The organism is Peptoniphilus sp. oral taxon 836 str. F0141 (assembly GCF_000179335.1).
Taxonomy (GTDB): domain Bacteria; phylum Bacillota; class Clostridia; order Tissierellales; family Peptoniphilaceae; genus Peptoniphilus_A; species Peptoniphilus_A lacrimalis.
Map to the genome: position 1 here is coordinate 17929 of NZ_AEAA01000121.1, position 13028 is coordinate 30956.

Here is a 13028-nt window from a genome sequence, read left to right on the forward strand (position 1 = left end):
ATCAGTCCACACCTGCGACTTCCGCTTCGCACGTCGCCTGCGTGGACTGTCTGCTGTTGGATAACTTTTTAATTTCCTCCAAGAAATCATATCCTTTTGGTACAAGGGGAGTATAAAACTCTGATATGACACTTGTTCCTACATCAACATAGCCACGACCTTTGATTCGCTTTAAGAAGAAATCCTTTTGTACGTCACTGCCAAACATCATGCCATAGCCCATTTCAGACATACGACCTAAAGCCACTCTGAAATTAAACTGATCACGGATTCCGTCGCCTAAATATTTTGCGTCTGGACGTTGACAAGCCAGTATTAGAAAGAAGCCAGCTTGACGACCTAACATGACAATCTGTTTCAGCTTATTCATAACTGCGGTGTTTTCTTTTGTTCCCAGCATTTCCATGAAAGCGACGTATTCATCAAAGATTAAGAAGTGTGCCGGGAGACCTAAGTAAGCATAATTTTTGCCAGTCTTATAGTTCTTCATCTGCTTCATTTCCTCACTACGTTTCATCATTTCTTCATAGAATGTTTCAATGCAAGAAAGCAAGTCTTCTTTTCTATAGTAGACATTTGCCATCACAGAACCTAAGTCCGCAAGGTCAGCATTTTTCGGGTCAAGAATATACAGTTTTGAATCTGTATGAAGCAAGGCTTCAATCAGTGTCAGTATAAAGTAAGTTTTACCGCCACCTGTACCACCAGCAATCAACATATGAGGGAGCTTATCATATTCCCACCATACGTTTTTCATTAAGCGAAGTTTACCATCTTTAGCTTCTACTTCATCAATAGAAATACGACTGGCTATGGTGTCATAGAGCAAAGTATATTCCACATAGGAATCCTTTAACTCTTTATCCGTCAGCTCACAGTACAAGCCACTCTCTAATTTCTTTTCCAAGTGTAAGAGTTGGTCTTGATATTTTCCCAGCGTGATTTCCACCCGTATCTGTATCAAGCCATTTTTAAGTCGATAATACATTTTAGGGAAGTAGGTTATCTTTTCCTTTGTACGACCAGCACTATCTTTAAAGAAACCCTCTGTTTTGACCTGTTCAGATTCATACCACTTGTTTTCAAGTATCATCTTTGCCAGTTTTTGACGGTGGTAAAGTTGTTTAACCGTATCATAGCGAACCCGTTTGAATACAAACGCTACCAGCAAGCAGATAAGAATTGCGACACTGAAACTGATAATTAAATAGGGAATGTCAATCTTATCTGCTTGTGATAGGTTAAAATCCTGCCAGTTGATCTGCTGGATTGTCTTCACATGAAACAGTCCGACAACCAGCAGGAAAACAGGCAGGAGTGACGCTATCGTAAAATGAAAGACTAAATCTTTACCAGATGGGCGAATCCTTTTACCACGCTGTTTCATACGAAAAAGTCTCCTTTCTACCTAGCGACTATTTGTCTTGTGTCGGTTCTTTCTTTGCTTGTGGTTGAGCTTTGAATGAACTAGAATCCTTTGTCAGCACAATATCGTCTGCCTTGATATACCAGTCAACATCTGCTCCTTGATAGGTGGCAGTAGCAACGGTGTCCGCAATGGGATTGATAAGTTCCACCCGTGCGTTATAATCAAACTCTTTCAAAGGCACGCTGGCAGGAATACTTACTTGAATCATGCGTCCTTGTCCTTTGGATTTTAAGTCATAGGTACGTTCCTTGATTTCATCTGAAACCGACCCGTCTTCATTTTGGATTCTCACTTCACGACGTAGAGCAGAGAATTTCAATTCTCCAAAAGTCGTGTCTTTATCTAATACAATGCCATTTGCTAATCTCATCATTTTTCCTCTCTTTCTTTATTCTTTTATCATGTCGTCAGCATGTAAAAGGTAATTTGTAAAACCACGAGTGCCGATTTTGTAGCCCTCTGCGGTAATACGTGGATTGACTAACTTCACACGTTCCTCAAAGCCGAAATGTTTTTCGCCAGCTTCAGCAGGAAGCACCACCACAATATCATCTGCTCTTTGAACATCAGAATAGAGATTATAGCTTCTTGATAAGACAGTTAGCCGTCCGTTGATTCTTCGCTGAACGACTTTATCCTCGCCAGCAAATTCTAAATTGCCGAATGTTTTTTCCATGTTGGGAATCACAAATTTAAGTTCCATATTTTTACCTATCCTTTCTTTTTTATTGGCTGAATGAATGTTTGATGGTCTTAAAGAGTGGGGAACGACCTTTTGATTCTTGATTTTTTGTTTTCATAAGTTCACTTCCTTTCAAAATCGGGTAAAAAAATAGACACCTCATTTTTTGAAGTGTCTACCTATTAAATATTCAAATTTTATTGGAAGTATCTTTATATCTTCACTTTTCAAGGATAAATCGTCGTATCAAAGCTCATTCATAAGTAGTAAATTAGTAGTAAATTGAGTGGTTTTGACCTTGATAAAGTGTGATAAGTCCAGTTTTTATGCGGATAACTAGATTTTTATGCTATTTTTATCATTAAAATAATCATATTAGTAAAGAAAATTATAATTATATTTGTTATCAAAGCATCGTATTCAACTTTATTTATTAACATATTAAAAACATACTTAAACAACAAAATATTTATAATGGCTTGAACACTTTTTAAAACGGCATTTGCTATAATCAATGGAATTTGACTAGGTGTACATTCTTTTATTATTTTAACCACTTTTATGTTATAAACTATGCTTTTTTTCTTTTTCATTTCCACACCACAATTATTTAATTACTTCTTAAAATGAAATAAGAAAGCTCATTTACGAGCTTTCTTATTTTTTTAACACCTAACCTATAAACCATCCACCTGTACAACCTTTGCACCCTGAGCTACAGCCTGTACAAGCATTTCTACAACCCTTACATCTGTCATGATATCCACAAGCAAAAGGTACTATGTCAGGTGTATTTGGCTTTGTGTAAAGCATAAAATCCATACAATGCCCTCCTTTCCAAATATATTTATAATTGAATTAATGCAATTATAGCAATGTTAAAACGCAGGATTCATAATCTACCCTGAACCCCAAATCTTTTTGCAATTTGTATTTTTCACAAATTTCATTCCACCATTTTCTACAATTTTTATCAGCATATAAAAGCTCAGTCTCAACATTTGCAAATATGCTTTCGTCCATATCAAATTCACCAACTATATTAGGATTATTTCTTATAATCAAGTCAATAGTTCTAATCGAATTAAATTTTTGAACTCTAATCATAAGATTTTTTACTTCTTCTGATGTTAATTCTATATTCCTCTCACAATCCATTTTTATACCTTCTCACTTAATAATTCCATTTATCAGCAATTGCTCTCTCATCATTAAAAATCATTTTTGAAACATAATCATTGTATTTCAATATCTTAAGATCATCTGGAATATATATATTTAAAACTTCATTATTTTCTTGCAATAAGTTTGCAAAGTATTTCTGTGCATTTGCCTCTACGAATGATATTTTGCATTGAGTAGATGAAGGAACATTTACCTCACCTGTTGTAATTTTATTATCTAATAAACATCTCTTACATGCATTTGCATCACATTCTAAGCACATTGCCGACTTGCCCCTAAAATATTTACGCTTTTCAGAGAAATCTATTCCATCTTTTAGATTCCCTATATTCCAGTCAGGATTAGTAAAATAGAATCCTGGGCATACATAAAATTTACCATTTGGAGCCAGTGCAACTGAATTTATCCCTGCTGCACAATCCCTAGTCTCGTTCTTTTCTAGCATTATTCTGTCACTCAAAACATTTATCTGTAGAAAAACACCTCTTTCAACAAATAAATCTACAACATACTCACATAATCCATGCAATTGATCTTCATATAGTGTAATGTCACTATCGTTCCACAAATTCATATCACTAATAAACAGATTTATTCGTTTAATTCCGTTGTTGCAAAACCTCTCAATTGTGTTTTTTAACTTTCTAATCTCATTTTTTCTCAAAATGTAGTTTATAACTGGTGTCTCTATATTTTCTGAATATTCATCAACTACAGTTATAGATCTTTGCGGATTTTTAAAAATTCTTCTCCTGTCTATTTCAAAGAACACTTTCTTTTCACTATCTAAATCAATTTCATAACTACCCAGAAAAATAGGCAATACTTCATTGTCTAGACAAAATTTCAAAGCATTATCATATAAGTCCTTAGACATATAATTCCCCTCATTATATCGCTTTGTATAATTGCAAAAAGAAGGTGCATCATCTGATGTAATAAAATAAACATATTTAAGTTCATTATGTTTTGAAAACAACACCTTTTCAATAACTCTATCTGATGTCTTCCCTGTCTCTAATTCATATCTTTTCCAAAAATATTTATTTGCCCTCACATTAGCCTTATGCATTTCGCATATATGCTTTACTCTGTTATATAAAGAGCCATTCTCCTGATAATTTTGTGCTACACACCAACCACAATCAGTTCCAACATTACAATTATTACATTCTTCATCACTTACAGAAGTCCAAGTAGTTCCACATAAAGCTCTCAAGGCATTATAATCTACACCTTTATCTATACTTCCAACTATCATTCCCTTTTTATCATCAGAACACATTTCTAAAAATCGTATACACGGATAAATATTCCCATCTGTATCAAATGCTAAGCTCTTATATCCAGCTCCACACCTATTTTGATTCAACGAATTACTAGCAAGTGGTAACCCTCTTCTTTTTTCAAAATACGCTACACTATGGGTCAAATATCTACCACTTTCAAACATGTAATCCGCAAGTTCTTTAAGTTGATTTTCAAATATACTTGGATCTTCTTCTTTCCAAACATCTTCATAAACTAAATTCGACTCAACATTTTTAAATCCAAGATCCCATAAGTGAATTATACTATCTTTTAGATATACTAAATCCTCACTTGAAAATGTCGATTTTTGAAATATTTCATCCTCATAGTCTTGTTTGTATTTGTAAAACGATTTAATAACCTTGTCATAAGAACCTTTTCCATCCCTAGTAATTCTTGTTAAATCATGTTTTTCTTTAGTTCCATCAATACTGAATCCAAATCCAGCATGATACCTGTGCTTTTTTAAATAATCTTCCATTATTTTTGAATCATATAATGTCCCATTTGTGGAAAAGGAAAATTGAAGATTATTAAACCATTTATGCCTTTTGCTATATAGCAACAGACAGATATAATCGCTTATTTTATCTATCAATTCCATTTCTAATAATGGTTCTCCACCAATAAAATCAATCAATAAATTATCTGATAAGTTATTACAATATGGATCATTCACAATAAAGTCTACTATTTTTTTGGCTGTTTCAAATGTCATCTTTTTGAAATTATTCTTCCCAACCATATAACAATATGTACATTCCAGATTACATTCTTCTGTTACACACATAGTTACATTTAAATAATTACCTTTTTCCCATGATATTTTAGAAATCCTATCATTTCGAAATGATCTACTAAGTATTGAATTTATGTCTGCTATAGCCATCATTTTCCTCCTAAGTATCTAATTTTAGATTTTCCATTCTTTTTGAATTCAATACGCATGATGTTATTAATAACATCAAATATATTACACAAAGTGCAACATTTCCACCTGACTTAGAAAATCCAAGTTTATTAACCACAAATATCTCTATAGCTACAAGCACAATAGAGCCAATTAGCCCTATTACTAACCACAAATCACCTTTATCTAAATCAATAAAGTACAAAGCCAAGTAAAATATTGATACCATTTGTAGAATAAAAGCTAACAAAATATTTAATAAAATAATAAAATCCGAAAAACCATAATCAAAATAATGCTTACCTGCATGAATTGATATATAATTCAGGATTACTAACATTAATACAGACAGAAAAATAATAACTATTTGACTTACATATTTTGACAAAATTATGTTTTTCTTTTTTATCGGTAACATGAACTCGTATTTATACAATTTTAAATCATAATCTTTTCTCTGTGATAAAAGTATTAATAAACTGTTGGAGAATATTACAACTGCGCAATATGCAAAAACAAGCATTTGCGTGCTAGAAAAAAGATTTATCAAAATCCAAATTGTAAGCAAAAACGCATTCATTACACATATGTTTTTAATATTTTTATAATATATTTCTAATAATAGACCTTTCATATATTAGGATTCTCCTCCCTCTGTCAAAATCAGCAAAATTTCATCAAAATTAGGTTTATTTACAACAAATTCTTTATACTTATTCTTTATCTTCGATATATCTTTTACTAAAATATTTACTCTCCCATATTCTCTCCTATATGAAATTATGTCTGTTTTATCGACTTTTTCTAAATCCGTATCATTACAACGAAGTATCCCATAGTTATATAACAATTCATCTTTTTCTTCGCTCAACACGACTTTACCATTATCCATAAAAACTATATAATCAGCTATTTTTTCCAAGTCTGTTGTAATATGTGATGATATATATACCGAGTGTTCTGGGTTTTCTATAAATTCTAATAATATACATAAAATCTCATCTCTACTTACTGGGTCTAACCCTGAAGTAATTTCATCTAATATGAGAAGTTTTGTTTCATGAGACAATGCTATAGCCAACGATAACTTTTTTTTCATTCCAAATGAAAATTGCTTAGTTTTCTTGTCTATTGGCAAATTAAATCGATTCAAATAATTTTTAAAACTATCTTCTTCCCAATTACTATAATTAAATTTCATTACCTCATTTATCTCATTAGGCGTTAATAATAATGAAAAGTTTGGGTCATCTAAAACAACACCTATGTGTTTTTTAATATCTACTTGATTACAATCTTCAGTACCAAATATCTCTATTTTTCCATCATCTTTTTGAAACATTCCAAGTATACAAGAAATAGTAGTACTTTTCCCCGCTCCATTTCTTCCTATATTTCCTACAATAGATCCATAAGGTACTTCAATATTTATATTTTTCAAAGAAAAATCATTTGTTTTATTCTTTTTATTTAATCCAGATACCCTTAATGCTAATTTATTTTCATATGAATCCATCATTGCCCCTCCTCATATATCTTTTTTATTAAATCTATCAAATCATCTATTGAAATAGAACTTGATTGTATGCTCTTGACAATTTTCTTAGCTAAATCTTCCACTTCTTTATATGTTTCTATTTTTTGTAATTCAATATTTCTTGCTGATATAAAACTGCCTTTGCCATGAATAGTTTCAATAAATCCATCTTTTTGTAAATTTTCATAAGCCTTTTGAACTGTAATTACAGCTACCTTAAGATTTCTAGCCAATACTCTCATAGATGGTATAGAATCTCCAGTTTTCAAATCTTCATTCATAATTTGTTTTTTTATCTGATTTTCGATTTGTTCATAAATCGGTTCGCTAGAATCGGTATTTATTATAATATTGATATTGCACCTCCTGTTTCAGAAGTGTACTTATGTGTACTTGTTATTTTAATAATACCACCAATAAAAATTTTTTTCAACCCCCTTAATTTCCCAATTTTGAGTATAAAAAAAGACGATATAGTTTTAATTTCTATCGTCTAAATCAAATTATTCTAATATACGTCAAATTTATGTTACTAAAGTACTAATTTCTTCCATTTTCTAACCTTAGTTCTAAATGTACCAAATGGTGCTACTGTATTTACATGAATAAATTTATACACTTCCCAAGTTGCTGTTTTTGTTGCTTCATCTGCCCATTTTCTCATATGAGGTTTAAATAATTCTTCTTCTGTTAGCTCATCTATCATAAGATAAATATCTTCAATATTTTTTGTTAATTGTTCTTTTAGTTCCTTTAAAGATTTATGAGCGTAAGCTTCTGTAAACCATTGATATAATTCGGCTAATTGATTCCACTTGAATTTATCTGATGGTGTTTTTACTTCAAGTCCTTTTTTCTCATCTTCTTCCCATTTCAATACTAAAGCTGTCCAACCTACTTGATAGGCAAGATTTTCTGCTGGTGTCCTATCAACTTCGTCTACTCTTTTATCTTTTAATTCTTCTGGGATATTATCAAACTCTGAAATATATTTTGCAAAAGTTTTTTTAATCTCATTTTTTAATTCTTCCTTACTTTCATAAGACCTCATATGCCTACCTCCATGGTTTGTATATAGATATTTTGCCAAAAATAATTATATCTTAATATTTAATCATAATCTTCCAGTAACTTGTAATTCTTATGTTTTGTGATATCAAATTTATCAGATAGTAAAAGTCTTACTACTCTTATCTGGTATATACACGTGCCTCCATCCATTACTGTTATTTCAATAAAATTTTAGATAACTTTATTAAGATTTTCTTTGATTCCTTATAAATCAAGTTTAAAGAACTATAAGAATTTAAATCTCTTGTTCAAATTCATCTTCAAAACTAATAATATCATTAGGAGTGCAAGATAGAGCCTTACATATTCTTTCTAAATTCTTAAATGTAATTGGTTTATCCTTGCCCATTTGTGCCATAACATTTGTTGTAAGCCCTGCCATAGCTATTACATCAGTTTTCTTTAAACCTTTTTTTGCTAACTGTATCCATAATGGTTTATAGTTAAGTGCCATAATATCCCTCTTTTTATGTTCATTAGATTTATTTAATTATAGCATAAATATTGATTTCATTCAATCTTACATTGATTTAGTGATTTATTTTAGAGAATTTGTTGTGTTATTCCGTCCTTATTTTGCCATAAATTGCTTAATACCTTGAGATTTAGCACCAGGGTTATCATTACCATAACCTTCCATTAAGTTAATAACTCCCCATGCTCCTAAACCTGCACCAATTGCAGTTACAAGTGTTTTTAAAACTCCAACTCCAGCTGTAAAAAATTCCATATTATTCCTCCTCGTTTTCTTTCTTATTTTCTATTTTGTTTAGTGATTTAACTATAAAATTCTTGTAGACCTTATCTCCTTTTTTATTCTCTTTGAGATATCCAAAGACATGGATTAGATCTCCTTTTTCAAATTCTTTTACAATTTCTACCTTTTCTCCGTATACTGAGCAATTTGTATATTCTTTGCCCTTTCCATAATTTTTAACAAGAGCAAAATTTGCTACTTGAACACTTTCTCCATCTTTTTCAAATTCTGAAAATTCAGCTTTCTTAACTACATTTGCATTAATATTTATCATTTCTCTATCCATTAATTTCTTCTCCTTAATCTAAAAATTTCAATTAAAAAAGCGACTGAACTTATATTTCAATCGCTAAATGTCTTATATATTAAACTATTTAAGTGGGACTTCTTATCCTTACCATTTTTACCTCCTAATTTTGAGTATAAAAAAAGACGATAGAGCTTTTAATTTCTATCGCCTATTAATACCTTATTTCTAGTCTTCTAAAATAGATACTTCAAGGTCTATCGCTTTAAATGTAACAGTTATTCCTACTTGGTCCTTTACTGTTTTTTCAAATAGCTCAGCTATATCATATGGGGACATATCATATATATCTTCATACCATTCATTACTTTCATCGTACATTGTCTCACATATTGCTTCAATATAATTTTTCTTATCCCTTGTGAGTTCTGTGTCACTTTCTAGAATAAACTGCTCACCATTTATATTTAATATAATTAAATATGATTTTCTATTTTCACACATTTTGCTTTCTCCATAAACTCAAATATTTAGCCTATTTATTTTATAACTTGATTTTAACTTTACCTTATCTCTATTTGTTAAATACTCTTCTACATCAAACAAGTTTTTCTTATCATAATCTTCCAATAACTTGTAATTCTTATGTTTTGTAATATCGAATTTATCAGACAAGAAAGGTCTTACCCCTCTTAGCTGGTATATGCACTTACCGCCATCCATTACAGTTATTTCATCTTGGCTCATAAGTTCCTTGCCAGTTTTTTGGTAATTTAAACCAAAAGATTTCTGGTTTGATCTTGTTTCTGATGTGTTATATAGGTCTATGGTTTCTTTTCCTAAGGTTTCTGATAACTCTTTTACTGTTGTTTTTTCTTTTCCTCCTAGAAAGAGTGTTGAGTCACAGTTACCAACTATTGTATCTGCATGGTCTTTATAGATTGCTTTTAATTGTGATTGTGCTTGTAATATTATGCTTGCTGATATTTCTCTTGAACGAATTGTCGCAATCAGTTTTTCAAATTTAGGAATCAAACCAATATTTGCAAACTCATCAAGTAGACACCTAACATGAACTGGAAGTCTTCCACCATACACATCATCTGCCTTGTCACATAATAAATTAAATAGTTGAGAATACATTATTGAAACTACAAAGTTAAATGTATCGTCAGTATCTGATATTATTACGAATAAAGCAGTTTTTCTATCTCCAATTTTATCGAGTTCTAATTCGTCTTCACTCATTAGCTCTCTAAGCTCTCTTATATCAAAAGGTGCTAGTCTTGCTCCACAAGATATTAGAATTGACTTGGCAGTTTTTCCTGTAACAACTTGTCAAGGACTTTCTAATCATTTTTATCGACTTTTTGATGTTTTTCTCTCTCCATTTCTCTAAGCATTATGCGTTTTAATTTGTCTTGCATTGTTTCCGTTGCATTTTCATTAAAGTGAACAACAACCTCATAGGTTGCTTTACCAATTTTCTTTATCGTCTTTGTTCCTTTATTCTGTTCATTTTTATTTTCGTTCATATATTTTTCCTCCTGTTTGTTGCAATTAAAAAAGACGATAGATTTTTACTTCTACCGCCTTGCTTAAAGCTCATATAACTGTCTATTCTGTTATCTGCATATTAAATTTTCAAATCCTTATTGTTCAGCATTCCGCCAAACATCGTATGATACATATCCTTGGAAGATTCCTCTATCTTTGTAATACTTGATATTTTATTTCCTGCATCTTTTGATGAAGCTCCGCAAAGATAAAAGGCTTCACTGTCTGTTCCATAGTCAATGGCAATATATCTATCGTGATACTTTTTACCTGCAATTTTCATCTTCAGATTGATATTAGGGTAATCTTTTCTAAAATCGTTTAGGATATTTTTTGTCAGCATATCCTTGTTTTTCACATTGTCGCTAAAGACTATAATTTCAACATTGTCTTTTGCAGCCCTTAATAATTCTAAGGTTTTCAAGCCTATATAGTTGTCTATCACATAAATACTTTTCTTTGCAGACTTATATATTTTGGTATAGGCAACATCTGCTTCAATCTTATCTCCGTTCATTAAAAGGAAATGCTTGTATGTGTCCGGATCTATAAAATTATCCATAACCTTTTTCAAATCTTCTTTTGTAGCCATTTGCGACTTTATTTCAGCTATATCCTTTGTGTTTTGATTTGTCTGTACTGCTATTTGTACCAATTCTTTTGAGCTAATAAAATCTTGATTTTCGATTATAAAGTCTTTCATCTGCTTAAATGTTCTAATTAAGGCTCTACTTTGCCTAATCGCAAGTTCACCTCTTAATACCGTCATAAGCATATAAATACCTTGTTCTGTAAAGGCATTTGGTAAGTATCTTGAACCGCCCCAACTTGAGGTGAAATTTTTGCACCTCAAGTTTTCAAATTCATTCTCGGTCAGTTGAAACATAAAATCTTCGCCTTCAAACTTCTCAATATTGTTTTTCACCTGTCTATTAAAGTTTTTTGTTTCATAACCATATATTTCAGCTAAATCTGCATCAAGCATTACTCTTTGCCCACGAATAAGATATATTTTTTCTTGTATAGTTTTATCATCTACAATAACTATCTCTTTATTCTCTTCTGCCATGAAATGCACCTCCAACATTATCTAAATTCTTTTATATTTTTCTACTCCGCCTTCAGCTTTTCCGATGTGTTCCACATTTTTTACAAGTCTCTTATTTACATTTTCATAAAACCATCTGCCAATCAATGCCGGCGGTGTTGCGATTAACTCTCTCAAAACAAATTCTTTGCCCTTCGGTAAAGAGCTAATTTTGTTTAATAAGGTAGTATATAGGTCAGCATAGCTTGTATTTTCTTGTAAACTGCTACACTTACAATATTCAGTAACGCTTGGGAAACCTCCCTCTATTGCTTTTTTAGTTAAAATTTCAAGTTCTTCATCGGTTACAGTAAATTGAATTCGCATTTATATATCCTCTCCTTATAACTGAGTTTATTACCATATCACTATCATTTTATCATAAATACGATATTTTTTTCATACTGCAATTTTAAGCCCTATTTTACACTTAGCTATAGTCTGATACCTATTTTATCATTAACGCTCTAAAAACACCTTTCCACCGTCTTATACGAGGTCTACAAGTGTTCCCCCTTGTCATAATCTTCAAAGGTATATACTTTTGATTTATGGCTTTCTTTTAATTTACCTTTATCTTGCTCATACCAATGAACTAAGGTCGCATAATGATCTTTATAGTTTCTTCCCGTGCTTTGCATATAGGTTGACAGCTTCTCTATCATTTCTTCCCTATGACCTTGCATTTTATCCTTTAACTTCCCATATTCTTCATCGGTTAAGGAAACATTTTTATATTCTCCATAAAGGTTGGGGGATATTTTTTCTATCTCCCCCTCTTTTTCTAACTCTATATCTATCTCTTTATCTATCTCTATATCTCCGTTGCAGTTTTGTTGCAAAAGGTTGCAAGGTGTTGCACCAGTGTTGCATTGCAACGCTTTTTGTCCTCTCGATTTTCTTGAACGCCTTGTAGAAGCTGTTTCTGAACCTATAAGACTTGGAATTTCTGTTAAAAAATACTCGTCATTTTCTGTAATTATCTCCATCAATCCTTGTGCTACAAGATAATTTACTATAACCATTACATCATCTTCCGTTTCATCAATCGTTAAGGCAAGCTCTTTGATAAAGTCTGTTTCTACTCCATCATAATACAGCTTCCCACTATCTTTTAAGCTAAGTAAAAGCAATTTAAGATAAATGATTGTATAGGTATCTCCTCCTGATATTTTTCTTAGCCTTTTGATTCTCTTATCTGTAAAAAAATCTTCTTTCAATTTTAACCAATAGTATCTTCTGTTGTCTGCCATTT

The 13028-nt window shown here is 31.3% G+C and carries 18 protein-coding genes and 3 pseudogenes; all 21 read right to left on the reverse strand.

The window, feature by feature from the left end; all coding sequences use genetic code 11:
* Position 1 precedes the first annotated feature (1 nt).
* The 21 genes and pseudogenes from HMPREF9131_RS06320 to HMPREF9131_RS06410 all read right to left on the reverse strand — a co-directional run bounded on the left by HMPREF9131_RS06320 (position 2) and on the right by HMPREF9131_RS06410 (position 13026).
* Positions 2-1387, reverse strand: coding sequence for an FtsK/SpoIIIE domain-containing protein (locus HMPREF9131_RS06320; RefSeq protein WP_000813488.1), 1386 nt, complete (start codon positions 1385-1387; stop codon positions 2-4).
* A gap of 28 nt (positions 1388-1415) precedes the next feature.
* Positions 1416-1802: a YdcP family protein gene (locus tag HMPREF9131_RS06325; RefSeq protein WP_000985015.1), complete on the reverse strand. Its 387-nt coding sequence runs from the start codon at positions 1800-1802 to the stop codon at positions 1416-1418.
* Between the two features lie 15 nt (positions 1803-1817).
* Positions 1818-2132, reverse strand: a complete 315-nt coding sequence (locus tag HMPREF9131_RS06330; protein ID WP_000420682.1) for a YdcP family protein — start codon at positions 2130-2132, stop codon at positions 1818-1820.
* A 323-nt stretch (positions 2133-2455) separates the two neighbouring features.
* On the reverse strand, positions 2456-2704 hold the full coding sequence (locus tag HMPREF9131_RS06335; protein WP_009346075.1) for a hypothetical protein: 249 nt from the start codon (positions 2702-2704) through the stop codon (positions 2456-2458).
* A 79-nt stretch (positions 2705-2783) separates the two neighbouring features.
* Positions 2784-2933 (reverse strand): hypothetical protein, encoded by a 150-nt coding sequence (locus HMPREF9131_RS08400; RefSeq protein ID WP_009346097.1) that lies wholly within the window; start codon positions 2931-2933, stop codon positions 2784-2786.
* Between the two features lie 45 nt (positions 2934-2978).
* The gene (locus HMPREF9131_RS06340) at positions 2979-3269 is read right to left on the reverse strand and encodes a CXXX repeat peptide modification system protein (RefSeq protein ID WP_009346044.1); all 291 of its coding nucleotides are present in this window, start codon (positions 3267-3269) and stop codon (positions 2979-2981) included.
* Positions 3270-3285: 16 nt separating this feature from the next.
* Positions 3286-5496: a radical SAM peptide maturase, CXXX-repeat target family gene (locus tag HMPREF9131_RS06345; RefSeq protein WP_009346040.1), complete on the reverse strand. Its 2211-nt coding sequence runs from the start codon at positions 5494-5496 to the stop codon at positions 3286-3288.
* Positions 5497-5506: 10 nt separating this feature from the next.
* Positions 5507-6151 carry an ABC-2 transporter permease gene (locus HMPREF9131_RS06350; protein WP_009346091.1) on the reverse strand — a complete coding sequence of 215 codons (645 nt, stop codon included), beginning with the start codon at positions 6149-6151 and terminating at the stop codon, positions 5507-5509.
* A gap of 3 nt (positions 6152-6154) precedes the next feature.
* Positions 6155-7036, reverse strand: coding sequence for an ABC transporter ATP-binding protein (locus HMPREF9131_RS06355; RefSeq protein WP_009346093.1), 882 nt, complete (start codon positions 7034-7036; stop codon positions 6155-6157).
* Positions 7033-7410 (reverse strand): GntR family transcriptional regulator, encoded by a 378-nt coding sequence (locus tag HMPREF9131_RS06360; protein WP_074017833.1) that lies wholly within the window; start codon positions 7408-7410, stop codon positions 7033-7035. The genes HMPREF9131_RS06355 and HMPREF9131_RS06360 overlap by 4 nt, the downstream gene beginning before the upstream one ends.
* 176 nt (positions 7411-7586) lie before the next feature.
* A complete protein-coding gene (locus HMPREF9131_RS06365) occupies positions 7587-8105 on the reverse strand; it encodes a ClbS/DfsB family four-helix bundle protein (protein WP_004830103.1) in 519 nt (172 codons plus the stop codon).
* 62 nt (positions 8106-8167) lie between these two features.
* Positions 8168-8287: pseudogene (locus HMPREF9131_RS08965) on the reverse strand (conjugal transfer protein); the annotation flags it as partial.
* A gap of 73 nt (positions 8288-8360) precedes the next feature.
* On the reverse strand, positions 8361-8579 hold the full coding sequence (locus HMPREF9131_RS06370) for a helix-turn-helix transcriptional regulator (RefSeq protein WP_004830100.1): 219 nt from the start codon (positions 8577-8579) through the stop codon (positions 8361-8363).
* A 123-nt stretch (positions 8580-8702) separates the two neighbouring features.
* A pseudogene (locus HMPREF9131_RS06375) lies at positions 8703-8855 on the reverse strand (Maff2 family mobile element protein); the annotation flags it as partial.
* A gap of 1 nt (position 8856) precedes the next feature.
* Positions 8857-9168 (reverse strand): single-stranded DNA-binding protein, encoded by a 312-nt coding sequence (locus HMPREF9131_RS06380; protein WP_009346039.1) that lies wholly within the window; start codon positions 9166-9168, stop codon positions 8857-8859.
* 189 nt (positions 9169-9357) lie between these two features.
* Complete coding sequence (locus HMPREF9131_RS06385; protein WP_009346083.1) at positions 9358-9633, reverse strand: hypothetical protein; 276 nt, start codon at positions 9631-9633, stop codon at positions 9358-9360.
* A gap of 18 nt (positions 9634-9651) precedes the next feature.
* Positions 9652-10467: pseudogene (locus HMPREF9131_RS06390) on the reverse strand (VirD4-like conjugal transfer protein, CD1115 family); the annotation flags it as partial.
* An 11-nt stretch (positions 10468-10478) separates the two neighbouring features.
* Positions 10479-10664 carry a transposon-encoded TnpW family protein gene (locus HMPREF9131_RS06395; RefSeq protein ID WP_001004887.1) on the reverse strand — a complete coding sequence of 62 codons (186 nt, stop codon included), beginning with the start codon at positions 10662-10664 and terminating at the stop codon, positions 10479-10481.
* 101 nt (positions 10665-10765) lie between these two features.
* Complete coding sequence (locus HMPREF9131_RS06400; RefSeq protein WP_000797008.1) at positions 10766-11755, reverse strand: ORF6N domain-containing protein; 990 nt, start codon at positions 11753-11755, stop codon at positions 10766-10768.
* Between the two features lie 21 nt (positions 11756-11776).
* Positions 11777-12100: a hypothetical protein gene (locus HMPREF9131_RS06405; RefSeq protein ID WP_001222545.1), complete on the reverse strand. Its 324-nt coding sequence runs from the start codon at positions 12098-12100 to the stop codon at positions 11777-11779.
* A gap of 173 nt (positions 12101-12273) precedes the next feature.
* A complete protein-coding gene (locus HMPREF9131_RS06410) occupies positions 12274-13026 on the reverse strand; it encodes a phage replisome organizer N-terminal domain-containing protein (RefSeq protein ID WP_000774839.1) in 753 nt (250 codons plus the stop codon).
* Positions 13027-13028 lie beyond the last annotated feature (2 nt).

Excerpts from the sequence above, each read along its gene's own strand:
- HMPREF9131_RS06320 (WP_000813488.1), bottom strand. The coding sequence starts at position 1,387 with ATGAAACAGCGTGGTAAAAGGATTCGCCCATCTGGTAAAGATTTAGTC.
- HMPREF9131_RS06325 (WP_000985015.1), bottom strand. The coding sequence starts at position 1,802 with ATGATGAGATTAGCAAATGGCATTGTATTAGATAAAGACACGACTTTT.
- HMPREF9131_RS06330 (WP_000420682.1), bottom strand. The coding sequence starts at position 2,132 with ATGGAACTTAAATTTGTGATTCCCAACATGGAAAAAACATTCGGCAAT.
- HMPREF9131_RS06335 (WP_009346075.1), bottom strand. The coding sequence starts at position 2,704 with ATGAAAAAGAAAAAAAGCATAGTTTATAACATAAAAGTGGTTAAAATA.
- HMPREF9131_RS08400 (WP_009346097.1), bottom strand. The coding sequence starts at position 2,933 with ATGGATTTTATGCTTTACACAAAGCCAAATACACCTGACATAGTACCT.
- HMPREF9131_RS06340 (WP_009346044.1), bottom strand. The coding sequence starts at position 3,269 with ATGGATTGTGAGAGGAATATAGAATTAACATCAGAAGAAGTAAAAAAT.
- HMPREF9131_RS06345 (WP_009346040.1), bottom strand. The coding sequence starts at position 5,496 with ATGGCTATAGCAGACATAAATTCAATACTTAGTAGATCATTTCGAAAT.
- HMPREF9131_RS06350 (WP_009346091.1), bottom strand. The coding sequence starts at position 6,151 with ATGAAAGGTCTATTATTAGAAATATATTATAAAAATATTAAAAACATA.
- HMPREF9131_RS06355 (WP_009346093.1), bottom strand. The coding sequence starts at position 7,036 with ATGATGGATTCATATGAAAATAAATTAGCATTAAGGGTATCTGGATTA.
- HMPREF9131_RS06365 (WP_004830103.1), bottom strand. The coding sequence starts at position 8,105 with ATGAGGTCTTATGAAAGTAAGGAAGAATTAAAAAATGAGATTAAAAAA.
- HMPREF9131_RS06370 (WP_004830100.1), bottom strand. The coding sequence starts at position 8,579 with ATGGCACTTAACTATAAACCATTATGGATACAGTTAGCAAAAAAAGGT.
- HMPREF9131_RS06380 (WP_009346039.1), bottom strand. The coding sequence starts at position 9,168 with ATGGATAGAGAAATGATAAATATTAATGCAAATGTAGTTAAGAAAGCT.
- HMPREF9131_RS06385 (WP_009346083.1), bottom strand. The coding sequence starts at position 9,633 with ATGTGTGAAAATAGAAAATCATATTTAATTATATTAAATATAAATGGT.
- HMPREF9131_RS06395 (WP_001004887.1), bottom strand. The coding sequence starts at position 10,664 with ATGAACGAAAATAAAAATGAACAGAATAAAGGAACAAAGACGATAAAG.
- HMPREF9131_RS06400 (WP_000797008.1), bottom strand. The coding sequence starts at position 11,755 with ATGGCAGAAGAGAATAAAGAGATAGTTATTGTAGATGATAAAACTATA.
- HMPREF9131_RS06405 (WP_001222545.1), bottom strand. The coding sequence starts at position 12,100 with ATGCGAATTCAATTTACTGTAACCGATGAAGAACTTGAAATTTTAACT.
- HMPREF9131_RS06410 (WP_000774839.1), bottom strand. The coding sequence starts at position 13,026 with ATGGCAGACAACAGAAGATACTATTGGTTAAAATTGAAAGAAGATTTT.